This window comes from Elusimicrobiota bacterium (genome assembly GCA_016180815.1).
In the GTDB taxonomy this organism is placed as follows: Bacteria; Elusimicrobiota; Elusimicrobia; order JACQPE01; family JACQPE01; genus JACPAN01.
In genome coordinates, this window is record JACPAN010000004.1 from 93,224 (window position 1) to 118,887 (window position 25,664).

General features: G+C 56.6%; 26 protein-coding genes. 9 read left to right on the plus strand and 17 right to left on the minus strand.

Translation table 11 applies throughout. The features are described from left to right. Positions 1 to 24: 24 nt before the first annotated feature. From acnA to HYT79_01835, 12 genes are all read right to left on the minus strand, one after another. Positions 25 to 2,709, minus strand: a complete 2,685-nt coding sequence (acnA, locus tag HYT79_01780; GenBank protein ID MBI2069305.1) for an aconitate hydratase AcnA — start codon at positions 2,707 to 2,709, stop codon at positions 25 to 27. A gap of 35 nt (positions 2,710 to 2,744) precedes the next feature. Next, on the minus strand, positions 2,745 to 3,548 hold the full coding sequence (locus HYT79_01785; protein ID MBI2069306.1) for a hypothetical protein: 804 nt from the start codon (positions 3,546 to 3,548) through the stop codon (positions 2,745 to 2,747). Further along, positions 3,545 to 4,003, minus strand: a complete 459-nt coding sequence (locus tag HYT79_01790) for a protease complex subunit PrcB family protein (protein MBI2069307.1) — start codon at positions 4,001 to 4,003, stop codon at positions 3,545 to 3,547. Before HYT79_01790 ends, HYT79_01785 begins: the two co-directional genes overlap by 4 nt. Then, positions 4,000 to 5,403, minus strand: coding sequence for a TldD/PmbA family protein (locus tag HYT79_01795; GenBank protein MBI2069308.1), 1,404 nt, complete (start codon positions 5,401 to 5,403; stop codon positions 4,000 to 4,002). Before HYT79_01795 ends, HYT79_01790 begins: the two co-directional genes overlap by 4 nt. Beyond that, positions 5,400 to 6,968: a GAF domain-containing protein gene (locus HYT79_01800; GenBank protein MBI2069309.1), complete on the minus strand. Its 1,569-nt coding sequence runs from the start codon at positions 6,966 to 6,968 to the stop codon at positions 5,400 to 5,402. The genes HYT79_01795 and HYT79_01800 overlap by 4 nt, the downstream gene beginning before the upstream one ends. Before the next feature lie 41 nt (positions 6,969 to 7,009). Continuing rightward, positions 7,010 to 7,690 (minus strand): hypothetical protein, encoded by a 681-nt coding sequence (locus HYT79_01805; GenBank protein ID MBI2069310.1) that lies wholly within the window; start codon positions 7,688 to 7,690, stop codon positions 7,010 to 7,012. A gap of 1 nt (position 7,691) precedes the next feature. Continuing rightward, positions 7,692 to 8,468, minus strand: coding sequence for a triose-phosphate isomerase (locus tag HYT79_01810; protein MBI2069311.1), 777 nt, complete (start codon positions 8,466 to 8,468; stop codon positions 7,692 to 7,694). A gap of 67 nt (positions 8,469 to 8,535) precedes the next feature. Next, positions 8,536 to 9,105: a hypothetical protein gene (locus HYT79_01815; protein ID MBI2069312.1), complete on the minus strand. Its 570-nt coding sequence runs from the start codon at positions 9,103 to 9,105 to the stop codon at positions 8,536 to 8,538. 5 nt (positions 9,106 to 9,110) lie between these two features. Further along, positions 9,111 to 9,914 carry a hypothetical protein gene (locus HYT79_01820; GenBank protein MBI2069313.1) on the minus strand — a complete coding sequence of 268 codons (804 nt, stop codon included), beginning with the start codon at positions 9,912 to 9,914 and terminating at the stop codon, positions 9,111 to 9,113. After that, positions 9,911 to 11,527, minus strand: coding sequence for a bifunctional metallophosphatase/5'-nucleotidase (locus tag HYT79_01825; protein ID MBI2069314.1), 1,617 nt, complete (start codon positions 11,525 to 11,527; stop codon positions 9,911 to 9,913). The genes HYT79_01820 and HYT79_01825 overlap by 4 nt, the downstream gene beginning before the upstream one ends. 24 nt (positions 11,528 to 11,551) lie before the next feature. Further along, positions 11,552 to 12,166 carry a DUF47 family protein gene (locus HYT79_01830; protein MBI2069315.1) on the minus strand — a complete coding sequence of 205 codons (615 nt, stop codon included), beginning with the start codon at positions 12,164 to 12,166 and terminating at the stop codon, positions 11,552 to 11,554. Then, the gene (locus HYT79_01835; GenBank protein ID MBI2069316.1) at positions 12,166 to 13,152 is read right to left on the minus strand and encodes an inorganic phosphate transporter; all 987 of its coding nucleotides are present in this window, start codon (positions 13,150 to 13,152) and stop codon (positions 12,166 to 12,168) included. The genes HYT79_01830 and HYT79_01835 overlap by 1 nt, the downstream gene beginning before the upstream one ends. 111 nt (positions 13,153 to 13,263) lie before the next feature. Between HYT79_01835 and HYT79_01840 the strand changes: the two genes are divergently transcribed. Genes HYT79_01840 through upp form a run of 6 tightly spaced genes read left to right on the plus strand, consistent with a single transcriptional unit; the run spans position 13,264 to position 17,393 of the window. Then, positions 13,264 to 13,704, plus strand: a complete 441-nt coding sequence (locus HYT79_01840) for a GAF domain-containing protein (protein ID MBI2069317.1) — start codon at positions 13,264 to 13,266, stop codon at positions 13,702 to 13,704. Then, positions 13,608 to 14,408 (plus strand): 16S rRNA (cytidine(1402)-2'-O)-methyltransferase, encoded by an 801-nt coding sequence (gene rsmI, locus HYT79_01845; GenBank protein MBI2069318.1) that lies wholly within the window; start codon positions 13,608 to 13,610, stop codon positions 14,406 to 14,408. The genes HYT79_01840 and rsmI overlap by 97 nt, the downstream gene beginning before the upstream one ends. After that, positions 14,377 to 15,003: a threonylcarbamoyl-AMP synthase gene (locus HYT79_01850; protein MBI2069319.1), complete on the plus strand. Its 627-nt coding sequence runs from the start codon at positions 14,377 to 14,379 to the stop codon at positions 15,001 to 15,003. The genes rsmI and HYT79_01850 overlap by 32 nt, the downstream gene beginning before the upstream one ends. Beyond that, complete coding sequence (locus HYT79_01855) at positions 15,000 to 15,464, plus strand: low molecular weight protein arginine phosphatase (protein MBI2069320.1); 465 nt, start codon at positions 15,000 to 15,002, stop codon at positions 15,462 to 15,464. The genes HYT79_01850 and HYT79_01855 overlap by 4 nt, the downstream gene beginning before the upstream one ends. Before the next feature lie 15 nt (positions 15,465 to 15,479). Next, positions 15,480 to 16,766: a serine hydroxymethyltransferase gene (locus tag HYT79_01860; protein ID MBI2069321.1), complete on the plus strand. Its 1,287-nt coding sequence runs from the start codon at positions 15,480 to 15,482 to the stop codon at positions 16,764 to 16,766. Further along, positions 16,767 to 17,393 carry a uracil phosphoribosyltransferase gene (gene upp / locus HYT79_01865; protein ID MBI2069322.1) on the plus strand — a complete coding sequence of 209 codons (627 nt, stop codon included), beginning with the start codon at positions 16,767 to 16,769 and terminating at the stop codon, positions 17,391 to 17,393. Here upp and HYT79_01870 read toward each other — a convergent pair. Next, the gene (locus HYT79_01870) at positions 17,390 to 17,731 is read right to left on the minus strand and encodes a 4a-hydroxytetrahydrobiopterin dehydratase (GenBank protein MBI2069323.1); all 342 of its coding nucleotides are present in this window, start codon (positions 17,729 to 17,731) and stop codon (positions 17,390 to 17,392) included. The genes upp and HYT79_01870 overlap by 4 nt on opposite strands. A 28-nt stretch (positions 17,732 to 17,759) precedes the next feature. On the opposite strand from HYT79_01870, the gene HYT79_01875 reads away from it, so the two are divergent. The 3 genes from HYT79_01875 to HYT79_01885 are packed head-to-tail and all read left to right on the plus strand — an operon-like array spanning position 17,760 to position 21,310. Further along, entirely contained in the window at positions 17,760 to 18,875 is a 1,116-nt protein-coding gene (locus HYT79_01875; GenBank protein MBI2069324.1) for a permease, read from the plus strand. 6 nt (positions 18,876 to 18,881) lie between these two features. Next, on the plus strand, positions 18,882 to 21,146 hold the full coding sequence (locus tag HYT79_01880) for a PBP1A family penicillin-binding protein (GenBank protein ID MBI2069325.1): 2,265 nt from the start codon (positions 18,882 to 18,884) through the stop codon (positions 21,144 to 21,146). After that, on the plus strand, positions 21,143 to 21,310 hold the full coding sequence (locus HYT79_01885) for a hypothetical protein (GenBank protein MBI2069326.1): 168 nt from the start codon (positions 21,143 to 21,145) through the stop codon (positions 21,308 to 21,310). Before HYT79_01880 ends, HYT79_01885 begins: the two co-directional genes overlap by 4 nt. A 12-nt stretch (positions 21,311 to 21,322) precedes the next feature. Here the strand turns inward: HYT79_01885 and HYT79_01890 are convergent, their stop codons facing one another. Genes HYT79_01890 through HYT79_01905 form a run of 4 tightly spaced genes read right to left on the minus strand, consistent with a single transcriptional unit; the run spans position 21,323 to position 25,629 of the window. Then, the gene (locus tag HYT79_01890) at positions 21,323 to 22,285 is read right to left on the minus strand and encodes a DUF4340 domain-containing protein (GenBank protein MBI2069327.1); all 963 of its coding nucleotides are present in this window, start codon (positions 22,283 to 22,285) and stop codon (positions 21,323 to 21,325) included. Further along, positions 22,285 to 23,925 (minus strand): GldG family protein, encoded by a 1,641-nt coding sequence (locus tag HYT79_01895; protein ID MBI2069328.1) that lies wholly within the window; start codon positions 23,923 to 23,925, stop codon positions 22,285 to 22,287. Before HYT79_01895 ends, HYT79_01890 begins: the two co-directional genes overlap by 1 nt. Beyond that, positions 23,922 to 24,719, minus strand: a complete 798-nt coding sequence (locus tag HYT79_01900; protein ID MBI2069329.1) for an ABC transporter permease subunit — start codon at positions 24,717 to 24,719, stop codon at positions 23,922 to 23,924. The genes HYT79_01895 and HYT79_01900 overlap by 4 nt, the downstream gene beginning before the upstream one ends. Beyond that, the gene (locus HYT79_01905; GenBank protein ID MBI2069330.1) at positions 24,703 to 25,629 is read right to left on the minus strand and encodes an ATP-binding cassette domain-containing protein; all 927 of its coding nucleotides are present in this window, start codon (positions 25,627 to 25,629) and stop codon (positions 24,703 to 24,705) included. The genes HYT79_01900 and HYT79_01905 overlap by 17 nt, the downstream gene beginning before the upstream one ends. Positions 25,630 to 25,664 lie beyond the last annotated feature (35 nt).

Here is a 25,664-nt window from a genome sequence, read left to right on the forward strand (position 1 = left end):
CAATTATAACCGGATCAGACGGGTTTATTTGGAACGCAGCATCTGCCTTAAGACAGCCGGCAGGATGCCGCCGTTGGCGTAATAATCGACCTCGATGGGACTTTCGAGGCGCACGGTGACCGGGAAACTTGATGCCTTGCCGCTCTTGACCGCTTTGACGACAAGCTCCTGGCGCGGCTTAAGGCCGGATTTTATCCCCTCGATGGTAAATTCTTCTTCGCCGGTCAATCCCAGATCGGCGGCTGAATCGCCTTTGTTAAATTGAAGCGGCAGCACGCCCATGCCCACCAAATTGCTTCTGTGGATGCGCTCATAGGTTTGCGCGATCACGGCTTTAACGCCCAAAAGCGCCGGGCCCTTGGCCGCCCAGTCGCGGGAGGAGCCGGAGCCGTATTCTTTTCCGGCCAGAATGACCGACGCAACGCCGTTGTTCTGGTAGCGCATAGCCGCGTCAAAAATCGACATCAATTCGCCCGAAGGTTGATGTTTGGTCCAGCCCCCTTCTTTGGGCGCCGCCATCAAATTTTTCAAGCGGATATTGGCGAAGGTTCCGCGCATCATCACCTCATGATTGCCGCGGCGGGCGCCGTAGCTGTTGAAATCTTTGGGCGCGGCGCCGCGCTCCACCAGGTAACGTCCGGCCGGGCCGTCGGCGGCGATGGAGCCGGCCGGGGAAATATGATCGGTGGTCACCGAGTCGCCCACGATCGCCAAGGCGCGGGCCTTCAGGATATCGCCCGGCGGCGAAGGTTTCAAACTGAACTCTTTGAAAAAAGGCGGCTCTTGGATGTAGGTCGAGGCCGGGTCCCAGGCGTACAAATCCCCTTCGGGCGCGGGGATTTCCCGCCAATGCTCATCCCCGTCGAAAACTTCGCCGTAGCGCTCGGTGAAGGTTTTAGCGTCCACAAATTTGGCGACGGCATCCTTGATTTCCGCAGGCGTCGGCCAGATATCTTTCAAATAAACCGGGGCTCCGTTTTTGTCCTTGCCCAAAGCGTCTTTCGTTAAATCGACGTTCATGCCCCCGGCTAAGGCATAGGCCACGACCAACGGCGGCGACGCGAGGTAACTCGCCTTGACCAAAGGATTGATCCGCCCTTCGAAATTTCTGTTGCCCGAGAGCACGGCCACGGCCACCAAATTTTCGTTCTTAATGGCCTTGGCGACATGCTCCGGCAAGGGGCCTGAGTTGCCGATGCAAGTCGTACAACCGTAACCCACCAAATGAAAATTGAGTTTTTCAAGATAGGGCAGAAGCCCGGATTTCTTCAAATACTCCGTGACCACGCGCGAACCGGGAGCCAAAGAGGTTTTCACATGGGGTTTGACCGAAAGGCCGCGTTCCACGGCCTTTTTAGCCAACAAGCCCGCGCCGATCATCACCGAAGGGTTCGACGTGTTGGTGCAGCTGGTAATGGCGGCGATGACCACCGAGCCGTCGGCGATCTGGCCTGAGCCTCCGTTGAGCGCGACTTTGCGCTGGCCCTTAGGCGCCGAGCCTTGGGGAAAAAACGTGGGGAAGGATTCGGCAAAATTTTTCGTTGAAGCAGCGAGCGCGACACGATCGTGCGGACGCTTGGGCCCGGCCAGCGAGGGCTCGACCGTTCCCAAATCAAGCTCCATGGTTTCGGAAAAATCAAACTCCTGCCCCGTCCCCGCAAAAAGCCCCTGTTCTTTCAAATAGCGCTCGGCCAAGTCCGCGGCCTCGGACCGGCCCGTCATTTTAAGGTACCTTAATGTCTCGTTATCCGCCGGAAAAAATCCCACGGTGGCGCCGTACTCGGGCGCCATATTGGCGACCGTGGCCCGGTCGGCCAAGGACAGCGCGGCCAAGCCCGGACCGAAAAATTCAACGAATTTATTCACCACGCCTTTTTTGCGCAACATCTGCGTGGCGGTCAACACCAAATCCGTGGCCGTGGCTCCGGGCTTCAACTCGCCGGTCAGTCTAAACCCGACGACTTCCGGCGCCAGCATATAAAGCGGCCGGCCCAGCATGGCGGCTTCGGCTTCGATGCCGCCCACCCCCCAGCCGAGAACGCCCAAGCCGTTGATCATGGTCGTGTGAGAATCGGTGCCGACCAACGTGTCGGGGAACGCCGTGGTCGCGCCGTTTTCTTTTTTCGTCAGCACAACTTTGGCGAGGTACTCCAGATTCACCTGATGCACGATGCCGGTGCCCGGCGGAACGACCGAAAAATTATGAAAAGCCTTCTGCGCCCAGCGCAAAAAGGCATAGCGCTCCCTGTTTCTTTCATATTCAATGCGGACATTCGTCTCATAAGCCTCGGCGGTTCCGTAAACATCGACCTGCACCGAGTGATCGATGACCAGGTCGACGGGGACGAGCGGGTTGATGCGCTTGGGGTCGCCTCCTAATTTTTTGAACGCGGACCGCATGGCGCTTAAATCAACGACAGTGGGAACGCCGGTGAAGTCCTGCAGGATGACGCGGGCCGGGATAAATCCGACGTCGCCCGCGCCCGGGGATTGAGGGCTCCAACGGCCTAAAGACAGCACATCGTCTTCCTTGATCAGGCGGCCATCGCAGTTTCTCAAAACGTTTTCGAGCAAAATACGGATGGAAACCGGGAGCCGGGTGAGATTTTTAACCCCCGCTTTCTCCAGCGCAGCCAAACGAAAATACGCGAGATCTCCGGCCGAAGTTTTAAGCGCCGCGCGGGAGCCGAAGGGATTATTATTGGCCATGGATTTCCTTTTTATTGTAACAATCCCTTGAGGGCCTAGGGGCCGATCAGCAAATCAACATGCGCCGCGCGTTTAGCGAATTCGATGCGGATGGATTCGGCCAGTTTCTTGTTAATGGATTTCGGCAGCTGCATGGTCAGCACCTCGCCCGGGTAAAGGCCCCGGAACCTTTTGAGAAAATCGGGCGCATTAAGAATTTTCCGATCCGAATGAACGACGTCGACGTCCCGAATGCGGCCGTTGGGATCGGCCGATAAGAAAAAAATGTGCATTTCCGCGCCTTTGGAGCTTGTTTCGCGCAGGCTCACATAGCACGATCCGCCCACGACCCCATCGCGGCCCTTGGCCAGGAAAACGACCCCATAATGGTCGATATCCTCGATGTTTTTGGCGCCCGCGATTTTCTCAAGCTGATTCATTTGAATGGCCGACAATTTCTTCTCAAACGTCGAGAACGCAACGGCTTGCGGAAAAACCAGGGCCATGGATTTTAGCGGCGGCTTGATCGGCACGATTTCCAACAGCCAGAGCCCGGGGTCTTCCGGCGTGCTCGAGGCGTCGCCGGGATTGGACTTGGCCTCGATTTCCCGATTGGTCGCAAAACCGTCTTTATCGACGTCGATTTTTTCCAAATTCTTCATGGTGTCCGACGACGCCCCCAACGCAAGGATGGCGTCGCCGTAATGATTCAAACTCCAGTCATTCTGCAGGTGGCAAAGGGTGCAATTGACGCGGTAACCGTATTTCGATTCATAAAGACTCTCAAAGGGAGGAATGCCCCAAGAGAACACCGGAGCGAACACGAGCAAGAAAAACCAAACCCTGCCCGCAGCCGTCATGGAAGCGCCTTAAATTCCACCGGTTCGTTGAAACGATCCACAACCTTAATGTGATAGGGGCTGGTGACGGCCTGAATCACAAAGGCGTCCCCGGACGGTTTAATTTCCTTAAACCGGACCAGCGCCTTCTTTTTTTTCCTCTCGACGCGAACGATTTCCACGCCCCAGCCGCCCGTGTTTTTGGTTCCCAAAAACGAGGCCAAGACCATTTTCTTTTCGAAATCCACGACCGGCAAAGCGTCCTGACGGATGCGCGTCCAATAATTTTTCCAGGTTTCGGAATCCCGGATCACATGATGGCCGCCTTCAGGCAAGCCGCCGAACGATTCTTTCCATTCCATAATCTGCGCCTGTTTCTCCTTATTCTTGCCCGTCGCCGAAGCCTTGGATTGCGCCGAAACATCCGCAGCGATCAACCCAAAACCTAGCGCTAAAACAAAAACCGCAACACTCACTTGGCATTTCCTCCCACCAAGAGTTTATCAATCAAAATCGTCGGCAGGCCATCGGACACGGGCACGCGTTGGCCCCCTTTGCCGCAGGTGCCGACCGCCCAGCCCAAATCCCGGCCGATACGGCTGATGCGCCGCAACGCCTCGGGGCCGCCGCCCAATAAATTGGCGTCGCGGATCATCCCGGCCAAACGCCCGTTCTTGATGCGCCAACCCTCCTCGACTTCGAACATGAATTGACCGGTCGCGGTGTCCACCTCTCCGCCGCCCATGCGGGTTACCAGCATCCCATCGGCGACGGCGCCGATGATTTGCTCAGGGTTGTCGGCGCCCGGCTTTAGGAAAAGATTGGACATGCGCGGCAGGGGGCGGTTGCCCGGCGCTTCGCGCCGGCCATGGCCGTTGGAAGCGCGCCCGGCGCGAAAACCGCCCGCGCGATCAAAAAGAAAATCCTTGAGGATGCCGTCCTCAACCAGAATCGTAGGCCGGGCCGCCACCCCTTCATCATCGAAACGATAGGAGCCCCGCGCCCCCGGAAGCGTCGGGTCATCCACGATGGTCACCCCCGCAGCCGCCACGCGGCGCCCCAACCGACCCGCAAAATAAGGGCTGGCGCCATCTAAGACCGCATCCGCTTCAAGGGCATGGCCGACGGCTTCATGCAAAAAAGTTCCGCCCGCTGAAGACGCGATCACAATCGGAAATTCGCCGGCCGGCGCGGGCGAAGCCTCCAGTTTGCCCAAAGCGCGGCGCACGACCATGTCCGCCAAGGCCCCGAGATCGGCACGTTCGATCAATTCCCATCCGCCCGCGCCGCCGATGGACTCATAAGCTCCCTGACGCATCCGCCCGGATTCAGCCAGCACATAAAGGCTCAAATTCACCAACATTTTTTCCTCACCGATGAGCGTTCCCTCGCTTGTCCACTGAACGACCGTGGTTTGAGCCTCGGCATAATGGGCCGTCACCTGGCGCAGGTTTGGACCGCCCAAGACGCGCATCCTGCGGTCAAGATCGAGAAGAAAACGAACTTTGCCATCGAGGGTTTGGCCGGCCACGGAATCAGCCGCCTCATGGCGAAACCATTGCAGATCCGGCAGAGGCCGCGACAATTGTTTTTTGCGCGACGCTCGGAATAATTCCCGGTCGATCAAAGCGGCCAAAGTTTTGGGGTGCGCGTCCGACGCGCTGAATAAAAGCGTCGGGCCTTTTGGGGTTTTCAGGCAGCGCCAAGCCGCTTCACGATCTTGCGTTTGGGCCGCCTGCTCGATGGCTCCGGACTCAAGCCTAACGACGAGCGAGCGGCTCTCTTGCCAATGAATATCTCCGTAACAAGCCCCCTTAGGCAAATAGCGCCAAAGAATATCCCAAAAGGATCGCCGGTCTGATTCCGCCGGCGTCAAACGCCGTCCTGCGCTTTGGGCAAAGTGACGGTGAAGGTCGTCCCTTCGCCGACTCGGCTGATCAACTCGATGCTGCCTCGATGCAAATCAATCACTTTTTTGACGAACGCCAAACCCAGGCCCATGCCGCGCACTTGACCGGTGAAATCCTGTTCGATTTGACGAAATCCGCGAAAAACCCGATCCCGCTCCTCCGGCGGAATACCGGGGCCGTTGTCTTCGACGCTCAGGAGCACCGCATTGGCCTCGCAGCGGACGCCTAATTTCAAAACTTTGCCGCTTTTCGTGTTGAAGCGGATGGCATTTTCCATCAAGTTTTTGATCATGTCGATGAGCATCACCGTATCGCCCATGATCTGGGCCTGAGGATCGAAATTTTTGACCACGGAAACGCCGTCGCCCTCGATCAAAATAGCGACTTTGCTCAAGGCGTCTTCGACCAAGCGCGAAGCCAATGACTTGTTTTGAGCCAGCTTGGTGTCCCTGGTAAAACCGGCGACCGTCGTGAACCGCAGCAAATCCTCAATGAGATAGGCCAGATGCCGGCTCTCCTTGTCGATCGCGTCTAAGGCGCGCCTATTATGCTCCGAAAGCTTATTTGCCTCTTCTTTAATGAACGGCAGATAGCCGGTGATCGCGACCAACGGCGTTCTTAGCTTATGCGAAATCACCGAAAGGAAATTTCTCTGCAACATTTCCTCGCGGCGCACGTCGGTGACGTCGCGAAAGATGAAAATCATTTGATTTTCTTCGCCGTCGGGACCCGCCAAACGCGCCCAGGAACCGGAAAGAATGAGCAGCACGGGTTTGGCCCGTTGGATTTCAAGATGACCGCTTTTGGCCGGGCTGGCCAACAAGCCGTTGGGCTCGGGGTCCCAAATGTAGCCCTGAGGGTCGAAATCGCTCAAATGCTGAATATTCAAATCCTTGAACCAGGCGGCCGCTTTGTTGTTCATGCGCAGGATTTCGCCTTCGGACGTCACCAGCATGGCGCCGTCGGCCATTTTATTGAACGTTTCCTCGATGGTTTGTTTTTCCGAGCGCAGGCTGGAAAACAAGCGGGCGTTTTCGATGGCCACCGCGGCTTGGCTGGCGAAGGCCTCGAACAGGCGCAATTCCGCCGCCGTGAAGTCCGAGCCCTCCGCCTTGTTGATCGCCTCGACAACGCCGATGATCTTGCCCTTGACTTGCAGGGGACAGGCCATCATCCGGCGCGTTTCAAAACCCGAAGAGCCGCCGGGGCCGCCTTTCCAACGCTGGTCTTTGCTGACATCGTTGACGATGACGGATTTTCCTTCCTGGGCGACCCAGCCGGCGATGCCTTGTCCCAGCGGAATACGGATGCCTTTGATCTCTTCCCCGGCCCCGCCCACGGCGACGTCGAAATAAAGCTCTTTTTTCTTCTCGTCAAGCAGCAAGACCGAACTGGCCTCCACCTTCATGACGCGACCGGCCAAATCCATAATGGAATACAGCAGCTCCGCGATATCGAGTTTGGAAGAGAGAAGACGATTGGTTTCTAAAAGAAGTTCTAAGTCGTCGGCCGTGATTTCCGGATTAGGCATGGATACTTAAAGGTTAAGCTTTGAAAAGCCTTTCGTCAAGGCTATTTTTTGACAAGGTCCCGCCAGCCCGGCGTCTCATACTCTTCGGGAAAAAACTCACGGTAGTTTGCGGGGGCTTCCTGGCGTCCTAAAATTTCGATTTCTTCAACGCCTTTTAAGCCCGCGGCATTGGCCTCATCCGTGTCCAAATGAAATTCGAGGCAATACCAGGGCGCCGCGCGCACCCAAACGTACTCAAAAATAACTTCGCGTCCCGACCCGTCGCCGGCTTTGATGCGGACAAAATCATTGGGGCCCAATCCCAACGAGCGAGCCTCCTCAGCGCTCATGTGGATATGGCGCCAAGCCACAATGCAGCCTTCTTTGAGCTCGAGCGTGCCTGCCGGACCAACCAAAATAATCGCGGCTGAGCCGGCCACATCCCCGGACTTCCTCAACGGAGCTTTAATGCCCAGGGCAATGGCGTCCGTCCTGGTCACCTCAACCTGGGTTACCGGGCGCCACGGATGCACGACGCGGGCATGTTCGATTTCCCCTTTGGGACCGATTAATTTGACCGTTTCCCATCCGGCGAAATAACCGGGCTGGCGCACGCCTTTCAAGCGGCGGGGCTTGGCTTGGGCGCCGAAAAGAAGCCCGAAATGTTCCTGAGTCAGATGCACGTGGCGCGGATCGATGCCCACGGGCGCTTTACCGGTCAACGCTTGTTCCTGTGCGGGCATTTTATTTTCCCGTTAAAATTTCGATTAATCTTAAAAATTTTTGAGAATCAAGGCTGGCCCCTCCGACCAAGCCCCCGTCCACATCCGGGCCGTTGGCCAGCGAAGAAAAATTTTCGGGCGTCACCGAGCCCCCGTAAAGCAGGCGCATGCCCTCGGCGCGCTCCGCGCCCCAATGGCGGCGCGCGGTCTCGCGCAAAAAATGATGGACTTCCTGGGCTTGCTCCGGCGCGGCGTTTTTGCCGGTGCCGATGGCCCAAACAGGCTCATAAGCCAGCACAAACGACGAAGGATCGGGCACGAGCTCGGCCGGAACATCCCTTAAAACGGACATTTGCTCCTCCAAGACCTTAAAGGTGCGCCCCTCTTCCCGCTCTTGGAGCCGTTCGCCGACGCAGAAAATGGGGATTAATCCCGCCTTAAGCGCGGCCAACAATTTTTTGGTGAGCATCTCGTTGGTTTCATGGAAATACTGCCGCCGCTCCGAATGCCCGATAATGACATAGCGCGCCTTCAAATCTTTGAGCATCGCCGGCGAAACGCATCCGGTAAACGCCCCCTTGTCCTCCCAATGACCATCCTGAGCGCCTACGGCGATACCGGCCGGCAATAAATGATCCAGCGACAGAGCCGTGATATGCACGAACACCGGGCAAATCACGATATCGACATGGCCGATGGTTCCATGGGGAAGCTTGCGCTTGAACTCCTGGGCGAATTCCCGGACCTCCTCCAAGGTTTTGTTCATTTTCCAGTTAGCGGCCAGCAATGGTTTGCGCATTGTTTTCTCCTCTTTCGCAGAGCTCCGAGGACGCTGGCCCGCCCTAGGCGGGACCCCTGCAGTCCTCTCAACCGGTAAACGGCAATATCCATTCGCCGTATTTCCCCGGCGAATAATTTTCTTTATACGAACTTTTTGAGGACCGGCGCGCGCGGATTGCCCAGATGCCGGCCTTGCGGCACTCCTCCATATCCGAATCCGAATCCCCGATGAAACACAGATAACGGTGGCGCTTCATGACCAACGCCTTGTCACGGGTGAAGATGAAGCCGTCATGCAGCCAGTCCCACTTGGCGACCAGCTCATCGGCATCAACCGGCAAACGCACGGTGATGATGACGATGTCGAAACCAAACGCCTTGGCCAGCGCCATCCAGCACGTCACGCCCCAGCGGGGTTCTTCAAGGTGATGATTGCTGTTGACGATCTGCCAGAATTCAGGGCTCATGGGTTTGATGCCCTGCTCATTGACGGCCGCGAATGCTTTGCTGAACGCGGGCGTGGAAAACGACAATGTGTCGTCGTAATCGAGCCCGATTTTGATATTAAATCCCGCCACCAAAAAATGAACGGCTGCGAATGCAACGAACACTCTAAGCGCCGTCGACGCCCACGAGGACGAGGGGGTCTCCGCCATCAGGCTTACAACAGCGCAGCCATGACGCCGGCGACGGCCAAAGCCACCCAAAAGTCACGGGCCGGCTTAAACGTTTCGTTGATCGCGGCGCGATTGGCCGAAACTTGAATATCGAAGCCCAATTCCTTGGATTCCACCCGCGCGGAAAAAAAACGCGCCATGACGGTTTTCAGCGGATCCGGGCTTGTTTTATGCGCCAGGAGCTTGCCTTGCCGGTCGCGCAGTTCCAAATCGAAACGATGGCCCAAAAGTTCCTGGGCGGTGGCGGTCGGGGGTTTTAAAAAATCCCATAAATTGACTCTGGCCAGGATGAAACCGCCTTCGCGGCCGTCCAAGGGATAGCTTAAATGAAACACGGGGATTTTATCGGGCCCGTATTCAAGCGGAGAAACCACGACCTGGCCCTTCTCGTGCGCCGCGAACAGCGGGCTGCTTTTCAACGACCCGTTCGACGCTTTTTCCGCGATGCCGTTGCTGGAGCGGATTAAGGTCAAGGAACCCTCACCGCTGGGAGCGATCAAGGAAATTTCCTCAAGCCATGGACTGACCCTGAGCAGGCTTCCCAAGGCCTTGGTCGCCTGAGGCCCGGACTGATTCGACCAGGCTCCCATCGCCTGGGCCGACATGGCCAGGTGCTCCTCGATCATGTTCAGGCGCAGCGTCAAAACTTTTTCCGTGAACACCGCCAATTCGTCGACGCGCCGGCGCAAGTCGATGATTTTCCAAGCCGTGCCCACGGCCAGGAGGCAGACGGCGACCAGTAGAAACCGTTTGATGCCGGTGAAAAACTTGACGATTTTTTCTTTCACTCGGATGCGATTCTCCCGTCCATGCCGGGGGCGACCGGGCTTTTCATGCGCACATATTCGACAAAAGCGTCGCGCAGCAAAACCCCGGAGTCCTTCTTGTTTTCACCCCGCAAAAAGGTGCCGTAGCCGTCGCCGCCGTCGGCTAAAAAACTGTTGGTGGCCACCAGGTAGCTTTTGGTAACCAGGATGGGCTTGCCGTCGATCCGGAGGTCCGTCAAACGGTGGCCTTTGGGACGCCTGGGATCATAACGCAGGCGAAGCCCGGAAATCTGCATCTTCCCCTTATCGTCGGCCAGCGTTGCTTCCACGATTTCCTTGATCTGGCCGCCGGTCAACTCCATGGTCACGATGGTATTGTCGAACGGCAAGGTTGCGTAAACTTGGCGCAGCGTAATGGCGCCGGCCGGGATCGGGGAACGGATGCCGCCGGGGTTCTGCATCGCGATATCCGCCTTGGCGCGCAAACGCATGGCGTCGGCGATGGCGTTGCCCAACACCGATTCGCCGTCGCGGTTGGGGAACAGATCGCTTTTAGCCTCGCCCACGACCGCGGCCAGCTTGGCGTCGACTTTATCCTTATATGGTTTTGCGATGGTTAATATTTCCGGATCCTCTCCGACTTGATCGATCCAAAGATCGATGAGACGATGATCAAAGCGCTTTATTTTTTTGCCGCCGTCCAACGTCAACTCCAAACGCCCGACCGCGGAAAGGTACGACCCGCTTTGGATGATGATGGTTTTGTGGCTTTCATCCTGATACGCCCGCTCCAAACGGGTATGGCTGTGCCCGCCCAAAATCACATCGATGCCGGGGACGTTTTTAGCCAGATATTTGTCATCCTCGAACTCCTCGCCCGCCTTGGCCCAGCCGATATGCGACAACACGATAACCAGGTCGCAGCCTTGTTTTTTGAGCTCGGCGACCAAATCCTTGGCGACATTGACGGGCCTGGGAAATTTGAGCTTGCGAACATGCTTCGGCAGGGTCACGGTCGGCGTCGCCGGCGTGATCAAACCGATGAGACCCACTTTGAGCCCGGCCACATCGCGGATCACATAAGGCGTGGCGTATTCGGGCCGTTCTTGCGGCGCGGCCCTGGTTTCCCCAGCCGCTGCCGCGGCGGCGGCCGCAGCGGCGGCGGACGGACCGCTTTTTTTGGAGAGGCGATTTAAAATATTGGCCCCCAATAAAGGAAATTTGACTTTTTTGGCGATCTCCCCCAAACGTTTTTCTCCCATATCAAACTCATGATTGCCGATGGCGCCGGCGGCAAAACCCAAAGCGTTGGCCAGGGTTACGACGCTTTCCCCCATCGTTAAATTGCCCTCCGGCGAAGCAAAAAAGAGATCGCCGGAATCAAGCAGAAGGCGCGGGTGTTTCTCTTTTTTGACGACTGCAGCCAACGCCGCGAAACCCCCGATCAAGCGCTTGGGATTTTCCTTATGGAAGGTCGCCTCGCGGGCGGAAATATACCCATGAATATCATTGGTATGGTAAATGACCAATGTCTGGTCGGCGAAAACGCCGGAAGAAAATAAACAAATAGAAATAAAAGCGGCGGCAACGGCCGGCGAGGACCGTTGATTCCACGCCCGTTGTTTTTTGCTCATCGTGTTCTCCTTCAATTAATTTCCTTATGCTGATTTCACCAAAATATCGCCCAGGATGTTGGCCGCCTGATCCATCCGGTCCGCGGCGTTGGACAAATGCCGGTAGATTTCCCTGGTTTTCAAAATCGAAATCACGTCCGTCGACTCAAAAAGCTCGCGCAAGGCCCGGCGATAAATTTTCTCGGTAAAATTTTCCAGTTTTTTAACCTTGATCAAAAGCTCGGCGATAGCCTCGCCCCGGCGGCGCAACTCGGGCAACAGGCTCACCGCTTCGACTAAAAGCCGGGCGCCGTTTTCGAGGGCCACGGCCATTTCCCTCAAGTGAGGGGTCGGGGCTACTTCGAAAACCGTCATTTCCGCGACCGTGGACCTGGCATAATCAGCCATATCGTCCAAGGCGCGGGAAAATTCGTACAGATCCGCTCGATCGATCGGCGTGACGAACGAGGCGTTCAACGCATTGACGAGATCGGTTCTTTTAAGATCCGCTTCCTTCTCCAGAAGCTTCACCTTCTCGCGCATGTCCTTGCCGGGCTGATCCATGAACACGACCAGCGCTTCCAGGGTTTCCCGGCTTTTCTTAGCCTGCTCGGACAGCAGGTGGTAAAAATTAAAACGTTTCCGGAAAATCCAAAACATCAGCTTAAGATCGTTGCGGTGATATAACCCAAGACCAGGCAAGCCGGAAGGGTTACGACCCAAGATAGCAAAATCTCACCGACCACAAGCCAGCGCACGGCTTTGGGATTTTGAGAGGCGCCGGCGCCGAGCATGGAGCCGACTAGAATTTGGGTCGAGGACACCGGAAACCCCAACGCCGTGCAGGCGCCGAGCGTCCCTGCGCCCACGATGCTGGCGCCGAACGCCTGAAGGGGCTGGATGGAAAAAATTCGCAAGCCCAAGGTTCTTAAAATTCTGTTTTCACCGAAGAGCACGCCCAGGCTGATCGCCGCCGCGAAAATGAAAGGCGCGTATTGTTCGATAGCCGCGGCCCAGGCATCGAGCGGCCGCACGCCTAACGCCAGCAAAAAAAGGCCCAGGCTCTTGGGCATGTCGTTGGCGCCGTGAAGAAGGGCCATGAGACTCCCTAAAAAACCGTTGGCCGCAGGCACGGTGGCCCAGCCGAGATCGCGAGGAATGTGTAATTGATGCAAACCGGCGGTCAATAAATACCCGAGCGTGCCGCCGGCGATCGCGCTCGCCACTAAAACGACGAACAGCTTGCCCATAGCCAACAACAACACGCCTCCGGACGAGCCCAAGGCCAGCGCAGCGCCGGTCATGGCTCCGAAAAGGGCGTGCGTGGATGAGGAAGGGAATCCCAAATACCAGGTCGCCATATTGAACACAAGAGCCACGAGAAGGCCGGTCAGGGCGAACATCTGGATTTCACCGGCCGCCGCAGGTGAAATCCAATAGCCGGAAATATTTGCAAAGGACATGGTCTTGAGCACCATCGAGGAAAAGAAAACCGCTCCTAAAAATTCCATCGCGCTGGTGAGGATGAGGGCGGTAACGGGACGAATGCTCCGGGAAGACGACAATTGGGCCAAGATGACCGGGGCATCATGAAGGCCGTTATAGAAAGCGTAAGCGAGAGCGACAATTAAAATAATCGCGATCACAGAAAAAGACCCACTTATCCCTAGGCCTTTGGGACCTCGAAAAAAACCCTAAAGACCCTACTCAACATTGCGGCCAATGCCTAAAATAGCATAAATCGAATTTTTACCGAGATGATGGAAAACGCGCTGGACAGTATTCTAATGCACGCCCGAGCAAAAATCGGGTCCTTAATGCTCCTTGATCCGAAATCCCGGTTCCTGCGCATCGTCGCCGCGCGAGGATTCTCCAAGGACGTGATGGACCATGTCAAAAAATTGACGCTGGCGCCGGGGCAAGGCATCGCCGGGCATGTTTACCAAACGGGCGAACCCTATTACCTCAGGGACCCGCGCAAGGATCCACTGTTCGTCCACCAAAACATCACACTGGGCGGCAATTTTCAATTCCTTTCGCTTCCGATCAGGGACGGACAAGGCGCGGTGATCGGCGTCTTGAACATTCACTTCCCGACGGAATTGGTCCTTGGCCCCGAAGACCTCGATTATATCTGCCGCTTAGCCGGCAGCTTGACGAACCGGCTTCTGGCGCCCGCGGCTCCATTGCCCTGCTGACTCACGCGACCGGACAAGTCTTCGTCGTCGCCACGCCCATCGGCCATCTCCAAGACATCACGCTGCGCGCGCTCGATGTTTTACGCTCCGTGGATCTCATCCTATGCGAGGATACGCGCGTCACCAGGAAACTTCTATCCGCCCACGGCATCGAGGGTAAAACGCTTATGCGCCTCAACGAACATTCGCCGGCGGCCATCGATCGCTTGATTGAAACGATGGCCGGCAAAACGATCGCCTTGGTATCGGACAGCGGCACCCCCGGCATTTCGGACCCGGGAGCGCGTTTCATCGAGCGTCTGAGCCGTTGCGCTCAATTTAAAATTATCCCCATCCCCGGACCTTCGGCCGCAGCCGCCATCATGAGCGCGTCGGGGCTGGGCCGCGACGGTTTCGTCTTTTTGGGATTTCTTCCAAGAGCGCCCAGAAAAATCCGAAAACAACTCGCGGCTTGCCGCAGCGACCGCAAAGCCGTCGTTTTTTACGAATCCCCCCACCGCCTGACGGCCACAATCGGCTTAATCGCCGAAGCCTGGCCTCAATCGCAATTAGTCATCGGCCGCGAACTGACGAAAGAGTATGAAGAAATCATCCGCGGCCGGGCCGCCGATGTCGGGCGCGCGCTTGAACACAAAGGTAAAATCCTGGGAGAAATCACCGTAGTCTGGGAACATGGCGGCAAAACTCAAAACTCTTCCGCATGAAATCAAGCAAATAGCCGGGGCTCTGCGCCGGGGTTATTTGGTCATTTTCCCGACGGAAACGGTTTATGCCCTGGCGGCCGACGGCCTCGATGCCGGCGCGAAGCGCCGCATTTATCTGGCCAAAGGACGCGCGTTCGACAAACCGCTGCAGCTTCTTTTGCCTGATGCCGCGTTGATCGCGCGTTATATCGATCGACGGTCGCTGAAAAAACCGCTGCACCGCCTCGCCAAACGCCTGTGGCCCGGACCGCTGACCGTCGTTTTTAAAGCGAACGCTCTGGGCCGACGCCTCTCAGGCGGCCCGACCATCGGCATCCGCGTCCCCGATCATGCCTTGGCCCGAACGATTCTTCGCCTGTGCAAAAGGCCGGTGCTGGCCACCAGCGCCAACCGATCGGGAGGTCCGGAACCCGTGCGCTTGCGCGACATTCCCGCGATGGTTAAAAAAGCGGCAAAATATATCGCAGTGGAACCTGAACAAATACGGCGGAGGAACCCCTCGACGGTGCTTGACGCATCCGTGTCGCCGCCGCGTATTTTGCGCGAGGGAGCGATCACTCAACAAAAAATCGAACGGCTGCTGAACCGTCAATGAAATTTCTCTTCGTCTGCACGGGCAACACTTGCCGCAGCGTGATGGCGGAGCATTTGCTTAAAAAAATGCGCGGCGGCAGGGATATTGAAACCGCTTCAGCCGGCATTTACGCCAATCCTCAATTCCCCATCCCAAGCCAGGTCGTCAAGCTTCTGGCCGAAGAAGGCGTCTCGAATCTGGAACACACGCCCACGCCCCTTGACGAGCGGTTAATTACCTGGGCCGACAGCATTCTGGTTATGGAACGAACCCATAAAAAATACATCGCCGAACACTTCCCCCAAGCCGCCGGCAAAACCTTTCTTCTCAAAGAATTCGGCGCCGAGGGGCCGGTTTCCGAAAAAAGCCGGGATGTGCCCGATCCCATCGGCAGCCCGGAAAACGTGTACCGCGAATGTTTGGAAGAAATCAAAAATTCGCTCAAGAATATGCTCGAAAAAATCTCAAAATCCGCAAATTAACAATAGGGAGGCATGATGCTCGAGGCGCTGATGAAAACCGATCCGGAAATTTACAAAGCCGTTTATCAGGAGACCCGCCGTCAGGAGGAAGGCCTTGAGCTCATCGCCAGCGAAAACTACGTTTCGGAAGCCGTCCTGGCGGCGTTGGGCTCAAGTTTGACCAACAAATACGCCGAAGGATACCCCGGCAAGCGCTATTACGGCGGCTGCGAATTCGTGGACGTTTGCGAGGAATTGGCCATCACCCGGGTCAAAAAGCTTTATCGAGCGGAGCACGCCAATGTGCAGCCGCATTCGGGCACCCAAGCCAACCTGACCGCCTATTTCTCGGTGTTGACCCCGGGCGAAAAAATCCTCTCGCTGGCTTTGGATCACGGCGGACATCTCAGCCACGGCCATCCGCTGAATCTGGCGGGGCGGCTTTTCCAAATCGCCCCTATCAAAGTGGACCCTAAAACCGAAACCATCGATTACGCCGAGGCGGCCAAAATCGCCCAAAAAGAAAAGCCCAAAATGATCGTAGCCGGAGCGTCCAATTATTCGCGGACATTGGACTGGAAGCGTTTCCGCGAAATCGCGGATTCCGTAGGCGCTTACCTTCTCTGCGACATGGCTCATTACGCGGGCTTGATCGCCGCGGGCATTTATCCCAACCCCACGCCCCACGCCCACTTCGTCACCTCGACGACGCACAAAACATTGCGCGGCCCCAGGGGCGGATTCATTTTATCCACTTCGGCCCTGGCCGCTAATTTGGACAAAACGAATTTCCCCGGCAATCAAGGCGGCCCCTTGATGCATGTGATCGCGGCCAAAGCGGTTTGCTTCACGGAAGCGATGGGCGACCCTTTCAAAAAATATCAAACCCAGGTTCTCCACAACGCCCGCCTGCTGGCCAAGCTTCTGGAGCAGAGGGGATTCCGCATCGTGGCCGGAGGCACGGATTGCCATCTCTTCAGCGCCGATTTGCGGGGCAAAAACGTCACCGGGAAAGAGGCCGAGTCTCTCCTTCATAAGGCGGGAATCACGGTCAATAAAAACACCATCCCCTACGATCCCCAAAAACCCGTGATCGCCAGCGGCATCAGAATCGGCACCCCGGCCGTCACCACCCGCGGCATGGGCCCCAAGGAAATGGAGGCCATCGCCGCGTGGATCGACGAAGCGGTCATGGCCAAAGACAATGACTCCAAATTGAAATCCATCAAGGACGAGGTCGCCAAGCTCTGCCAGGATTTTCCCGTTTATCAACAGCGCATTAAAAACATGGAAGAGCTCCTGCCGGCTGAGGTCAAGTTGTAAATGAAGGGCGTTCATCTTGTCCGCCACCCTATTTTGGGCCAACACGTGGCCGAACTGCGCTCCAAAAAAACAGAATCACGCGATTTCCGCTGGCATTTGAAAGAGGCGGCCCGCATCCTGCTCCTGGAGGCGCTGGCGGGGGCGCCCGTTAAAAGCGCCTTCGTCGAAACCCCCCTGGCCAAAACCAAAGGACTGACGCTGGCCATGCCCGTTGTGCTGGTGGCCATCTTGCGGGCGGGTTTAGGCATGGTCGACGGCATGGCCGAGCTTTTGCCCGACGCCATCTTGGGGCACATCGGCCTGTTTCGAGATGAACGCACGTTAAAGCCGGTGCATTACTATTCCAAAATCCCGAACATCGCGCCCGGAGCTTGGACGTTTTTGGTCGATCCCATGCTGGCCACCGGCGGCTCGGCCGTCTACGCCGTCGATCTTTTAAGGAAACACGGCGCCAAAACGGTCAAAATGATTTCCCTCATCGCCTCGCAAGCGGGCGTCGATATCCTGCGCAAAGCGCACCCTAACGTGGATCTTTATGTCGCTGCCGTGGATAAGGTGTTAAACGACAACGGCTATATTGTTCCGGGCCTGGGCGATTGCGGCGACCGGCTCTTCAGCACACTTTAACCGCGATAAAGCCCGTCCGTTTTCGCGGCCATGACAAAATCGTTCTGATGGAGCCCGCGGATTTTATGCGTCCACCATGTGACCGTCACCTGGCCCCATTCCAAAAGAAGAGCGGGATGATGGCCCTCTTCTTCGGCCGCTTGCGCCACTTTATTGACGAAGGCCAATGCCTGCGCGAAATCCGAAAATTTAAAAACACGATCGAGGCGTTTGATGCCCTCGGCCTCGATCACCCGCCAATCCGGAATCTCTTGATTCAATCGCGCAATGTCAGCGTCGGGCAAGAGAGGAGCGCCCACCCGGCAAGGAACGCAATGTTCTTTGTTTAATCCAGCCATCAGCCGCCTCCTTAGTATGATACAAACCATGGATAAGCGCGATCCGATTTGCGGCATGGAAGGCCGCTTGGCGGCCCATGACGAAGTCTTTTGTTCCATCCATTGCCTGCGCGCATTCGAAGCCAAAAAATCTCTGGTCAAAACCGAACCCGTCAACATAGCGGCCCGGCGTTGGCGGCGTTTTTTCACGCCGGCCGTTTATTTCGCTTGCGCCGTTGTTCTTTTCGGCGGCTTCTTCATCGATCCTCTTCACGCGGCCCAAGCGTCCTTCTGGGGATACCTCCGCCTGATTGGTCCGGCTTTTGCCCTGGGCCTTCTCATCGCCTCTATTGTGGATGTTTTTATTCCCAAAGAACTGATTTCCTCAGCCTTGGGCCGAGGCGGATGGAGTGATGTCGTCAAAGGCTCGGCCCTGGGCTTTGCCGCATCGTCGTGTTCGCACGGATGCCTGGTCATTGCCGTTGAGCTTTATAAAAAAGGGGCGTCGCCGGCCGCTTTCCTGTCTTTTCTCATGGCTTCACCCTGGGCGTCATTGCCGACCACGGTGCTGCTGATACGCCTCTTCGGACAAAAAGGCCTGCTGATCGTCGGGCTCGCGTTTGTCATTTCCATCGTCACGGGACTGGCGGTTGCGGCCCTTTGGCGGCGAGGCTTGATCGAAGCCAATCCCTACGGGAAGGTTCGAACGAACAAAGGACCCTGGACGCTGTTGAGGGAAGAATTCCACGTCAATAAAAAACCGGCTGTGCTGTGGCCCCGGTTAAGGGATGCGTTCCTCAGCCTGACGGGGATGACGTTGCCCTGGATTTCCCTGGGCATTTTATTATCAGCCGTCATCAGCGCCCATTTCGGGCATTGGATCGGCGGCTATATGGGCCGGGGCGCCACAGGCCCCTTGGCCGCGCTCGTCGCAGCGAGCGCCATTGAAATTTGCTCGGAGGGATCGTCCCCGGTCGCTTTCGAAATCTACCGGCAAACAGCGGCTTTGGGCAGCGCTTTTGTCTTTCTTCAAGCCGGCGTGGTCACGGATTTCACGGAAATCAGCCTGGTTGCGGCCAATGCCGGCAAAAAAACCGCGTTGGCCATGGTCGCCGTGGCCCTGCCCCAAACGCTGCTGGCCGGTTACCTGTTGAATCTTCTCTGACAACCGATGATGGGCCGGCGCCGGCGATTCACCAAAAAATTCAAACAAGCGTTGCGCGCCCTGATCGCGATCGTCGTCGTCATCCTGGCCGGGCTGATTTTCTATGCGGATCGCAAACTTTCGAAGCTTGTGCTGGGCGGTTTGGGGGAAGCGTTCCCAACCAAAGTGTATGCCGCTCCGTTTATTCTAGGAGAAGGCGTCCATATCTCCCCGGATCGATTGATCGAGCGCCTGAAGCGCCTGGGTTACAGGCAAACTCACGCCCCGTTATCGGCTCCGGGAGATTACGCTCTCGATCAAACGCTGATCCATATTTATGTCCGAGGTTTCGAACTGCCCATCATCGCGCAGCAGCCGGCTTTGGTGAGCTTGACTCCCAATAACGACAACGGCTGGACCATCATCGGACCCGACGGCGGCCTTCAAACTCAAATCGCCTTTGAACCCGAATTAATCGCCGAGCTTTCGGGCAGACAAAAAATCCGCCGCGATCCCGCCGCCGCCAAGGACATCCCCCGGCGCCTAAAATTAGCCGTCGTTGCGGCTGAAGATCGAAGATTTTACCGCCATTGGGGCATTGATCCGGCGGCCATTGCGCGGGCCCTTTGGATGAACTTGGTCAAGGGACGCGCCATGCAGGGCGGCAGCACCATCACCCAGCAATTGGCGAAAAACATCATCCTGACCCCCAAGCGCACGCTCTGGAGAAAGGCCGCGGAAGCGGCCGTGGCCGGCTACCTTGAACTGCGTTACGACAAAGATGAAATCCTGGCCATGTACCTTAATCACATTTACATGGGGCAAGACGGGCATGTCAGCATCGCGGGCGTCAGAGCAGCGGCCCAATTTTACTTCAGCAAAAATCTTTCGGAGCTGACCCTGGCCGAATCAGCGACGCTCGCCGCCATTATCCCCTCGCCCTATCGTTTTAACCCTTTGCGCGATCCGGGAATCGCCAGAACGCGCAGAAACCGCGTTCTATCCCTGATGCATAAAGAAGAATGGATTTCACAAGACGAATTTAAGTCGGCGGCGGCTGAACCCATGACGGCCCGGCCATCGCGCCTGGGGGATGAATCCGCCAATGAATACGCCTATTTCACCGCCGAATTGCTGCGCGACCTGCTGGAGCGCTTCAGCGAAGAACAACTCTTTCGCCTGGGACTGACCATCCATACGACCATGGACCCCTTGATGCAAATCGCGGCCCAGCGCGCCGTGGCCCGCGCCCGGCATCAGGCGGCGCTAACGGCCATCGATCCGCATACCGGACGCATCCTGGCCTTGGCCGGAGGCAAAGACTTCCGTCAAAGCCAATTCAACCGGGCGACGCAAGCCGCCCGGCAGCCGGGGAGCGCCTTCAAACCCTTCGTTTACGCGGCGGCGCTGGAAAAAGGCTGGACCATGATCAGCCCGTTGCTTGATGAGCCGCGGCGCTATCCCAAGGGAGCAAACGGCGGATTTTGGGAGCCTAAAAATTACGACGGCGTCTACCGGGGCACGGTGACCGTGCGCCAAGCGCTGGCTCTCTCCTTAAACGCGGCCACGCTTGATTTGGCGCGCCGGGTCGGCCCCTCGGCCGTCGCCCGCCTTGCTCGAGGGCTCGGGATCACCAGCCCGCTCGAAGAAAATCTTGGGCTGGCCCTCGGCGTGTCCCAGGTGACGCTCCTGGAAATGACCGCCGCGTATGCGGCGTTTGCCAACGGCGGGTTCCGCGTCAAACCCCATCTCATCAGCGCGATTTTAGACGCCGAAGGCCGCACGCTTGAGTTCACGGCCTTTGAACGCGAATCCGTTCTTAGTCCGGCCGCATCCTACCTTATGAGCGCGATGCTTGAAAGCGTGGTCGCGGAAGGGACGGCCAAGAGCTTGTCCCTTTGGTTCGGCAACAGACCCGCAGCCGGAAAAACGGGAACCACCAATGACGGCCGTGATGCTTGGTTTATCGGATTTACCCCGCAGTTGGCCGCCGGCGTTTGGGCGGGTCATGACGAGCATATACCCGTCAATGCTTCCGGCGCCAAAGACGCCCTCCCCCTCTGGGCCGAATTCATGAGCAAAATGCTTCAGGATTATCCGGAAGAAAAATTCACCCGGCCCGAAGGCTTGGTGGCCAAAACCGTGGATCCACAAACAAATCTGCTGGCCGTAGCCGGCTGCAAACAAAGACGCGAAGAACTTTTTGCTCCCGGCACAGAGCCTAAAACAGACTGCCCGCTGCATAAAAAAGGCGTGGTCGGATGGTTCTACCGGCTGTTCGGAAAAGAATGATGGATGACGAAAAAGACGGCGCCGTTGCCGACGGAAAACCTCAAGCCGGGCCGGGAGGAGAGGATTTATGCCCGCGCTGCGGGTTCAAGGATTGGCTTAAGGCCAAATGCAAAAAAATTTGTCAAAACTGCGGGTATACCGAAGATTGTTCGGATTTGTTTTGAAAAAAACGGCCGCTAATTCGAGGATGATGTTTTTGCCGCGCGTAAATCGTCTTCTTTGATCAACAACGGGCTGACTTTCCAATCGGCCAGTTTCCAGATCACGGGCTGATCCGCCAGCTTGGCGAAGTACATCGTGTCTTTTTTATGGCCGATCAACAGCTCATATTTTTTGCCGTCAAGGGTTTCGATTTTAGCCGCAATCGTCGCCGGGCGGCCCTCCAGCCCCAACTTTTTCAACCCGTCCTTGGTTTCCCAGGGTTCGGCAAAATCGTTCGCCTCAAGAAAACCGAACATCCCGATGATCTCGCCGACTTTGTCTTCCTTGGCCGGCTTGCCCCCGACCTTCCATACATTGCCGTCGCGCTTAATCGCGACGGATTTTTTTCCGGCAGAAAGAATAACCGCCGCGACTCTCTCTTTGGACGCCTCGAACATCAGACGGCTCCTTAAATCATTGGGCCTTTTCTCAAAATAATAACGGGGCAGGCCTTTGACCACATACGCCGTCGATGAACCCTCAAACGCGAAATAGGACCGGTCCCAACTGCCTGAGAGCTGCTTGCCGATGCGCCCATCAAGCGCGGTTTTGCCCCGGCTGTTGCGAACGGTCAGCCTGATGCTTCTCGCTTGGTCCAGCTCAAAATCAAGAAATTTATCTTTGCGCTCGGAAATTTTCTCTTCGACGACGGCCGAAGCTAGGGCCTGGACCATATCCTTGACCGCATTGTCCTGAACCGGATAATCCACGGGCGACGTCATGCGCCATGCCTGAGCGTTTTTCTCAAGAGTGATTTTGTCGAAAAACAACCGCTCAATCGAAATTTGGACGATGTTATTTTCCGGATCCTTGGTTTTGGACAAAAACGGAGGAAAGCGCTTCGATTCAAAAAGGCCGCGCCCGGCTTGAAAAGCGATAACGGCGGCTAAAATAACGCCGCTTGAAATCCACAGCGCCTTGACGGTGGAAAATCGCATTAAGACGCCAAAATTCTGTCCCGGACAAGCGCTTTCCAGCGACGGCGGCGGCGCCAATTCGCGACGCCGGCAGCCACAACCCCGGCCGGCATCAGCAGCATAGCCGCGAATTTGACCAATTGCCGGGCGTGATCGCTAAGGGCGCGGGTGAACGGCCGCAATTTCGCGCCTTTGGAACGCACGGCCACCAAATCCGCGTCTTCGCTCAACCAATCCACGACGTTTAAAAAGAAAATTTGATTGGAACGGTCGGCTGGAATATTGGTGTCGACCAGCTTGGACGTGCCCGCGAGAAAAATCCGAATATCGTTTTTGCTTTCGGTCAGCCATGGGCCCGCAACGAGCGGCGTGCTTTTAGCCAAATCAGCCGGCGGCGCCGGAAACATGGCCGCAAAACGGCCTTCCAGAGTCACCGCCATCGCAAACGGGCCGCGCGGATCCTCCTCCGCCGGATTAAAATCGGCGAGCGGCGACAAACTGACGAGATTCTGCTTCATCCAGGAAAGCCGCGTGGTCCTCGCCAAAATTTCCACGCGCCCCGCTTTCACATTGGCCGTCGAAACCGGGCTGGCGAACGGCAGCATCACCTGATCCATGTCTTTAGTAACGGGGCTTTCTTCGGACAGGCCAGTAATGATAGGCATTAAGGGATAACTGACGATATTATTGATCAGGAACGGGCCCGCCCGCTGCTGAATGGAAATATTTTGATTCTGCAAATCAAGGGCAAAGCCCTTGGTCAACTCCAGCCCCCAATGCCCCAGCAGCCGCCCCAGGCCGGTTTCAAGATTGGACGCAAAAAAAGCGCCGGATTCCATGTTGACTTCCTTGGCATCCAAAAAAAAGGCGGCGGGCACCCCGGCTAAAATCATCTGTTCGAGCTTCGCCAGCTCTCCGTCTGAAAAATTCTCCCTTGGGCCCAAAACAATCAAGGACTTCGGGTAACGGCCAGGGTCCAACGGTTGAGTCAAATCAATATCCCGGGTCTCATAATTCTCATGAACGGCCTGGGTCAATTCCGGAGCCAATCCCGGCGTTCCCTTGCCCCGCAGGATGCCCGCCACGCGCGGCTCCTTGGCCGTAATTTTTTTGATCCGGGTGGTCAAATCGTATTCCAGCCCGGCGATGTCCCGGATGACAGGGATCGTTTCCTTTTTATCGCCGTAGAGCAGGACCGCGCCCATGAAGCCGTCTTTAATTTCATACTTATCCTTGGCGATTTGAGTCAGGCGCACCGGAGCCACGCCCATGGACAGCGCCTCGCTTTTGAACTTGGCGTCGTCCTGATAATAATCGATAAAACGGTATTCGAAATTTTCCCCTCCATAATTTGCATAGGCCCGCAGCAGGTCCTTTAAATAATCCCGGTACGTGGCATAAGGCTGGGGCAGTTCCCTGGAAAAATAACACTTGACGATGACCGGGTCCTCGAGGGATTTCAAAATCCTTTTGCTGGCTTTCGACGGCGAATACACCCGGCCTTCGGACATGTCGAGCCGTCCGTACGCAAGCTGGCCGGCCATGTTGACTGAAGCCAAAAAAACGACCAGGCCAAGCACCGCGCCCGCGCCGCCTTTGGCCTGGTTGAACAAAACGCCGCGCCCGCGCGCCAAGAATCGGCCGCCGGGGACTTTCGTCATGAATTCCTCCGAGCCGCCACAAAAGAGCCCCGCAAGCGCCGTTCAAATCGAAGCAGCGGCAGGGTCAAGAAAAATCCCGCCAAGCTGACGAAATAAAGAATATCCCGGCTGTCTAAAACGCCGCGCGCGATATTTTCCACATGAGCGTCAAAGCCGAGAAAATTGACGATTTCGGATAACGGATACGGGACAAAAACAATGACCTTGCCCGCCAGAAAAAAAGCGAAACCCACGGCCCACGCCACCAGATAGGCGATCACCTGATTTTTGGTCAGGCTCGAGGCGAAAACCCCGATAGCCGCCAAAGCCGCGACCAAAAAACAATTGCCCAGATAAGCGCCGATCACGGCGCCCCAATCCGGCTCCCCCAAAAACTCAAGGATCAGAGGATAAATTCCGGTCAACAGCAGCGCCAGGCTGATCACGCCCAAACCCGCCAGGTATTTGCCGATGACGATTTCATAAGTTTTCAGCGGCAAGGAAACCAGAATCTCGAACGTTCCGGTTTTCAATTCTTCAGCGAATAGCCGCATGGTGACCGCGGGCGTCAAAAAGACCAGGATCAAGGGAACCAAATCCATAAACTGCGCCAGATTGGCCTGATTGACCACGAACAAGGGCTGAGCGAAAAAATATCCGGTGACCAAAAGAAAAATGACGTACAGCACATACGCCATCGGGGAATTGAGCATTTCCGCCAAGTCTTTTTTAGCGATGACCAAAAGTCCGGAGAACCGGGAGCCCCCAGGCGCGGCCTTAAGCTGCGGACGCTCCGTTTTAGCGGGTGAGCTCATGAAAAATTTCCTCCAGCGATTTGCGCTCCATCTTCAGCTCGATCAAGGGGAGTTTCTTTTGCGCCGCCAAATCGAAAATCTCGCGCCGGATATCCCTGCTTGCGCGCACGCGGTAGGTGAACTCCTTAACTCCTTCGGCGCTCACGGGACCCTCCAGGGCGATCAAACCCGGTATGCTCCCCAGCTGGGTTTCCCCGTTCGACAACGAACGCGCGAAGCCGACGGTGATGAGATGCTCCTGCGAACCGGAAAGCTCCGCAAAGGTCCGGTCCGCGACCAAGCGCCCTCGATGGATAATCAGCACTCGATCGCAAACAGCCTGAACCTCGGGAAGAATGTGGGTCGACAGCAAAATGGTTTTGCCCTGCGACTTAAGATTTAAAATTAATTCGCGGACTTCCCTGGCCTGGATGGGATCAAGCCCGCTGGTCGGCTCATCCAAAAATAAAACCTCCGGGTCATGCAGAATCGCGGCCGCTAGACCCACCCTCTGACGGTACCCCTTCGAGAGTTCGCCGATGTCCTTGCCCAGGGCCGTGGCCAAACCGCAGGAAGCGACGACCTCCTTTAAACGCCGCCGGAAAGCATCGCGGCCGGCCAAGGCTCGCGCCGACCATAAAAAGAACAGGTATTCGCTGGTTTCCATATGCTCGTAGATGGGGTTGTTCTCAGCCAGGTAACCGATGCGGCGCTTCAAGCCCAGGGCATCCGAGGCATGGTCCCGGCCCAAAATACGCACGGTGCCGCCGTCTTGAGGCAAGGACCCGGCTAAAATTCTCAGCGTGGTTGTTTTGCCCGCGCCGTTGGGGCCCAAAAAACCGACGATTTCCCCCTCGTTGACGGCGAAACCGACGCCGTCAACGGCCCGGACCGAGCCATAACTTTTTTGTAATTCTCGAACTTCGATCATCGAGGATAAGTATAAAAAAAATCCTATTTTTTTGC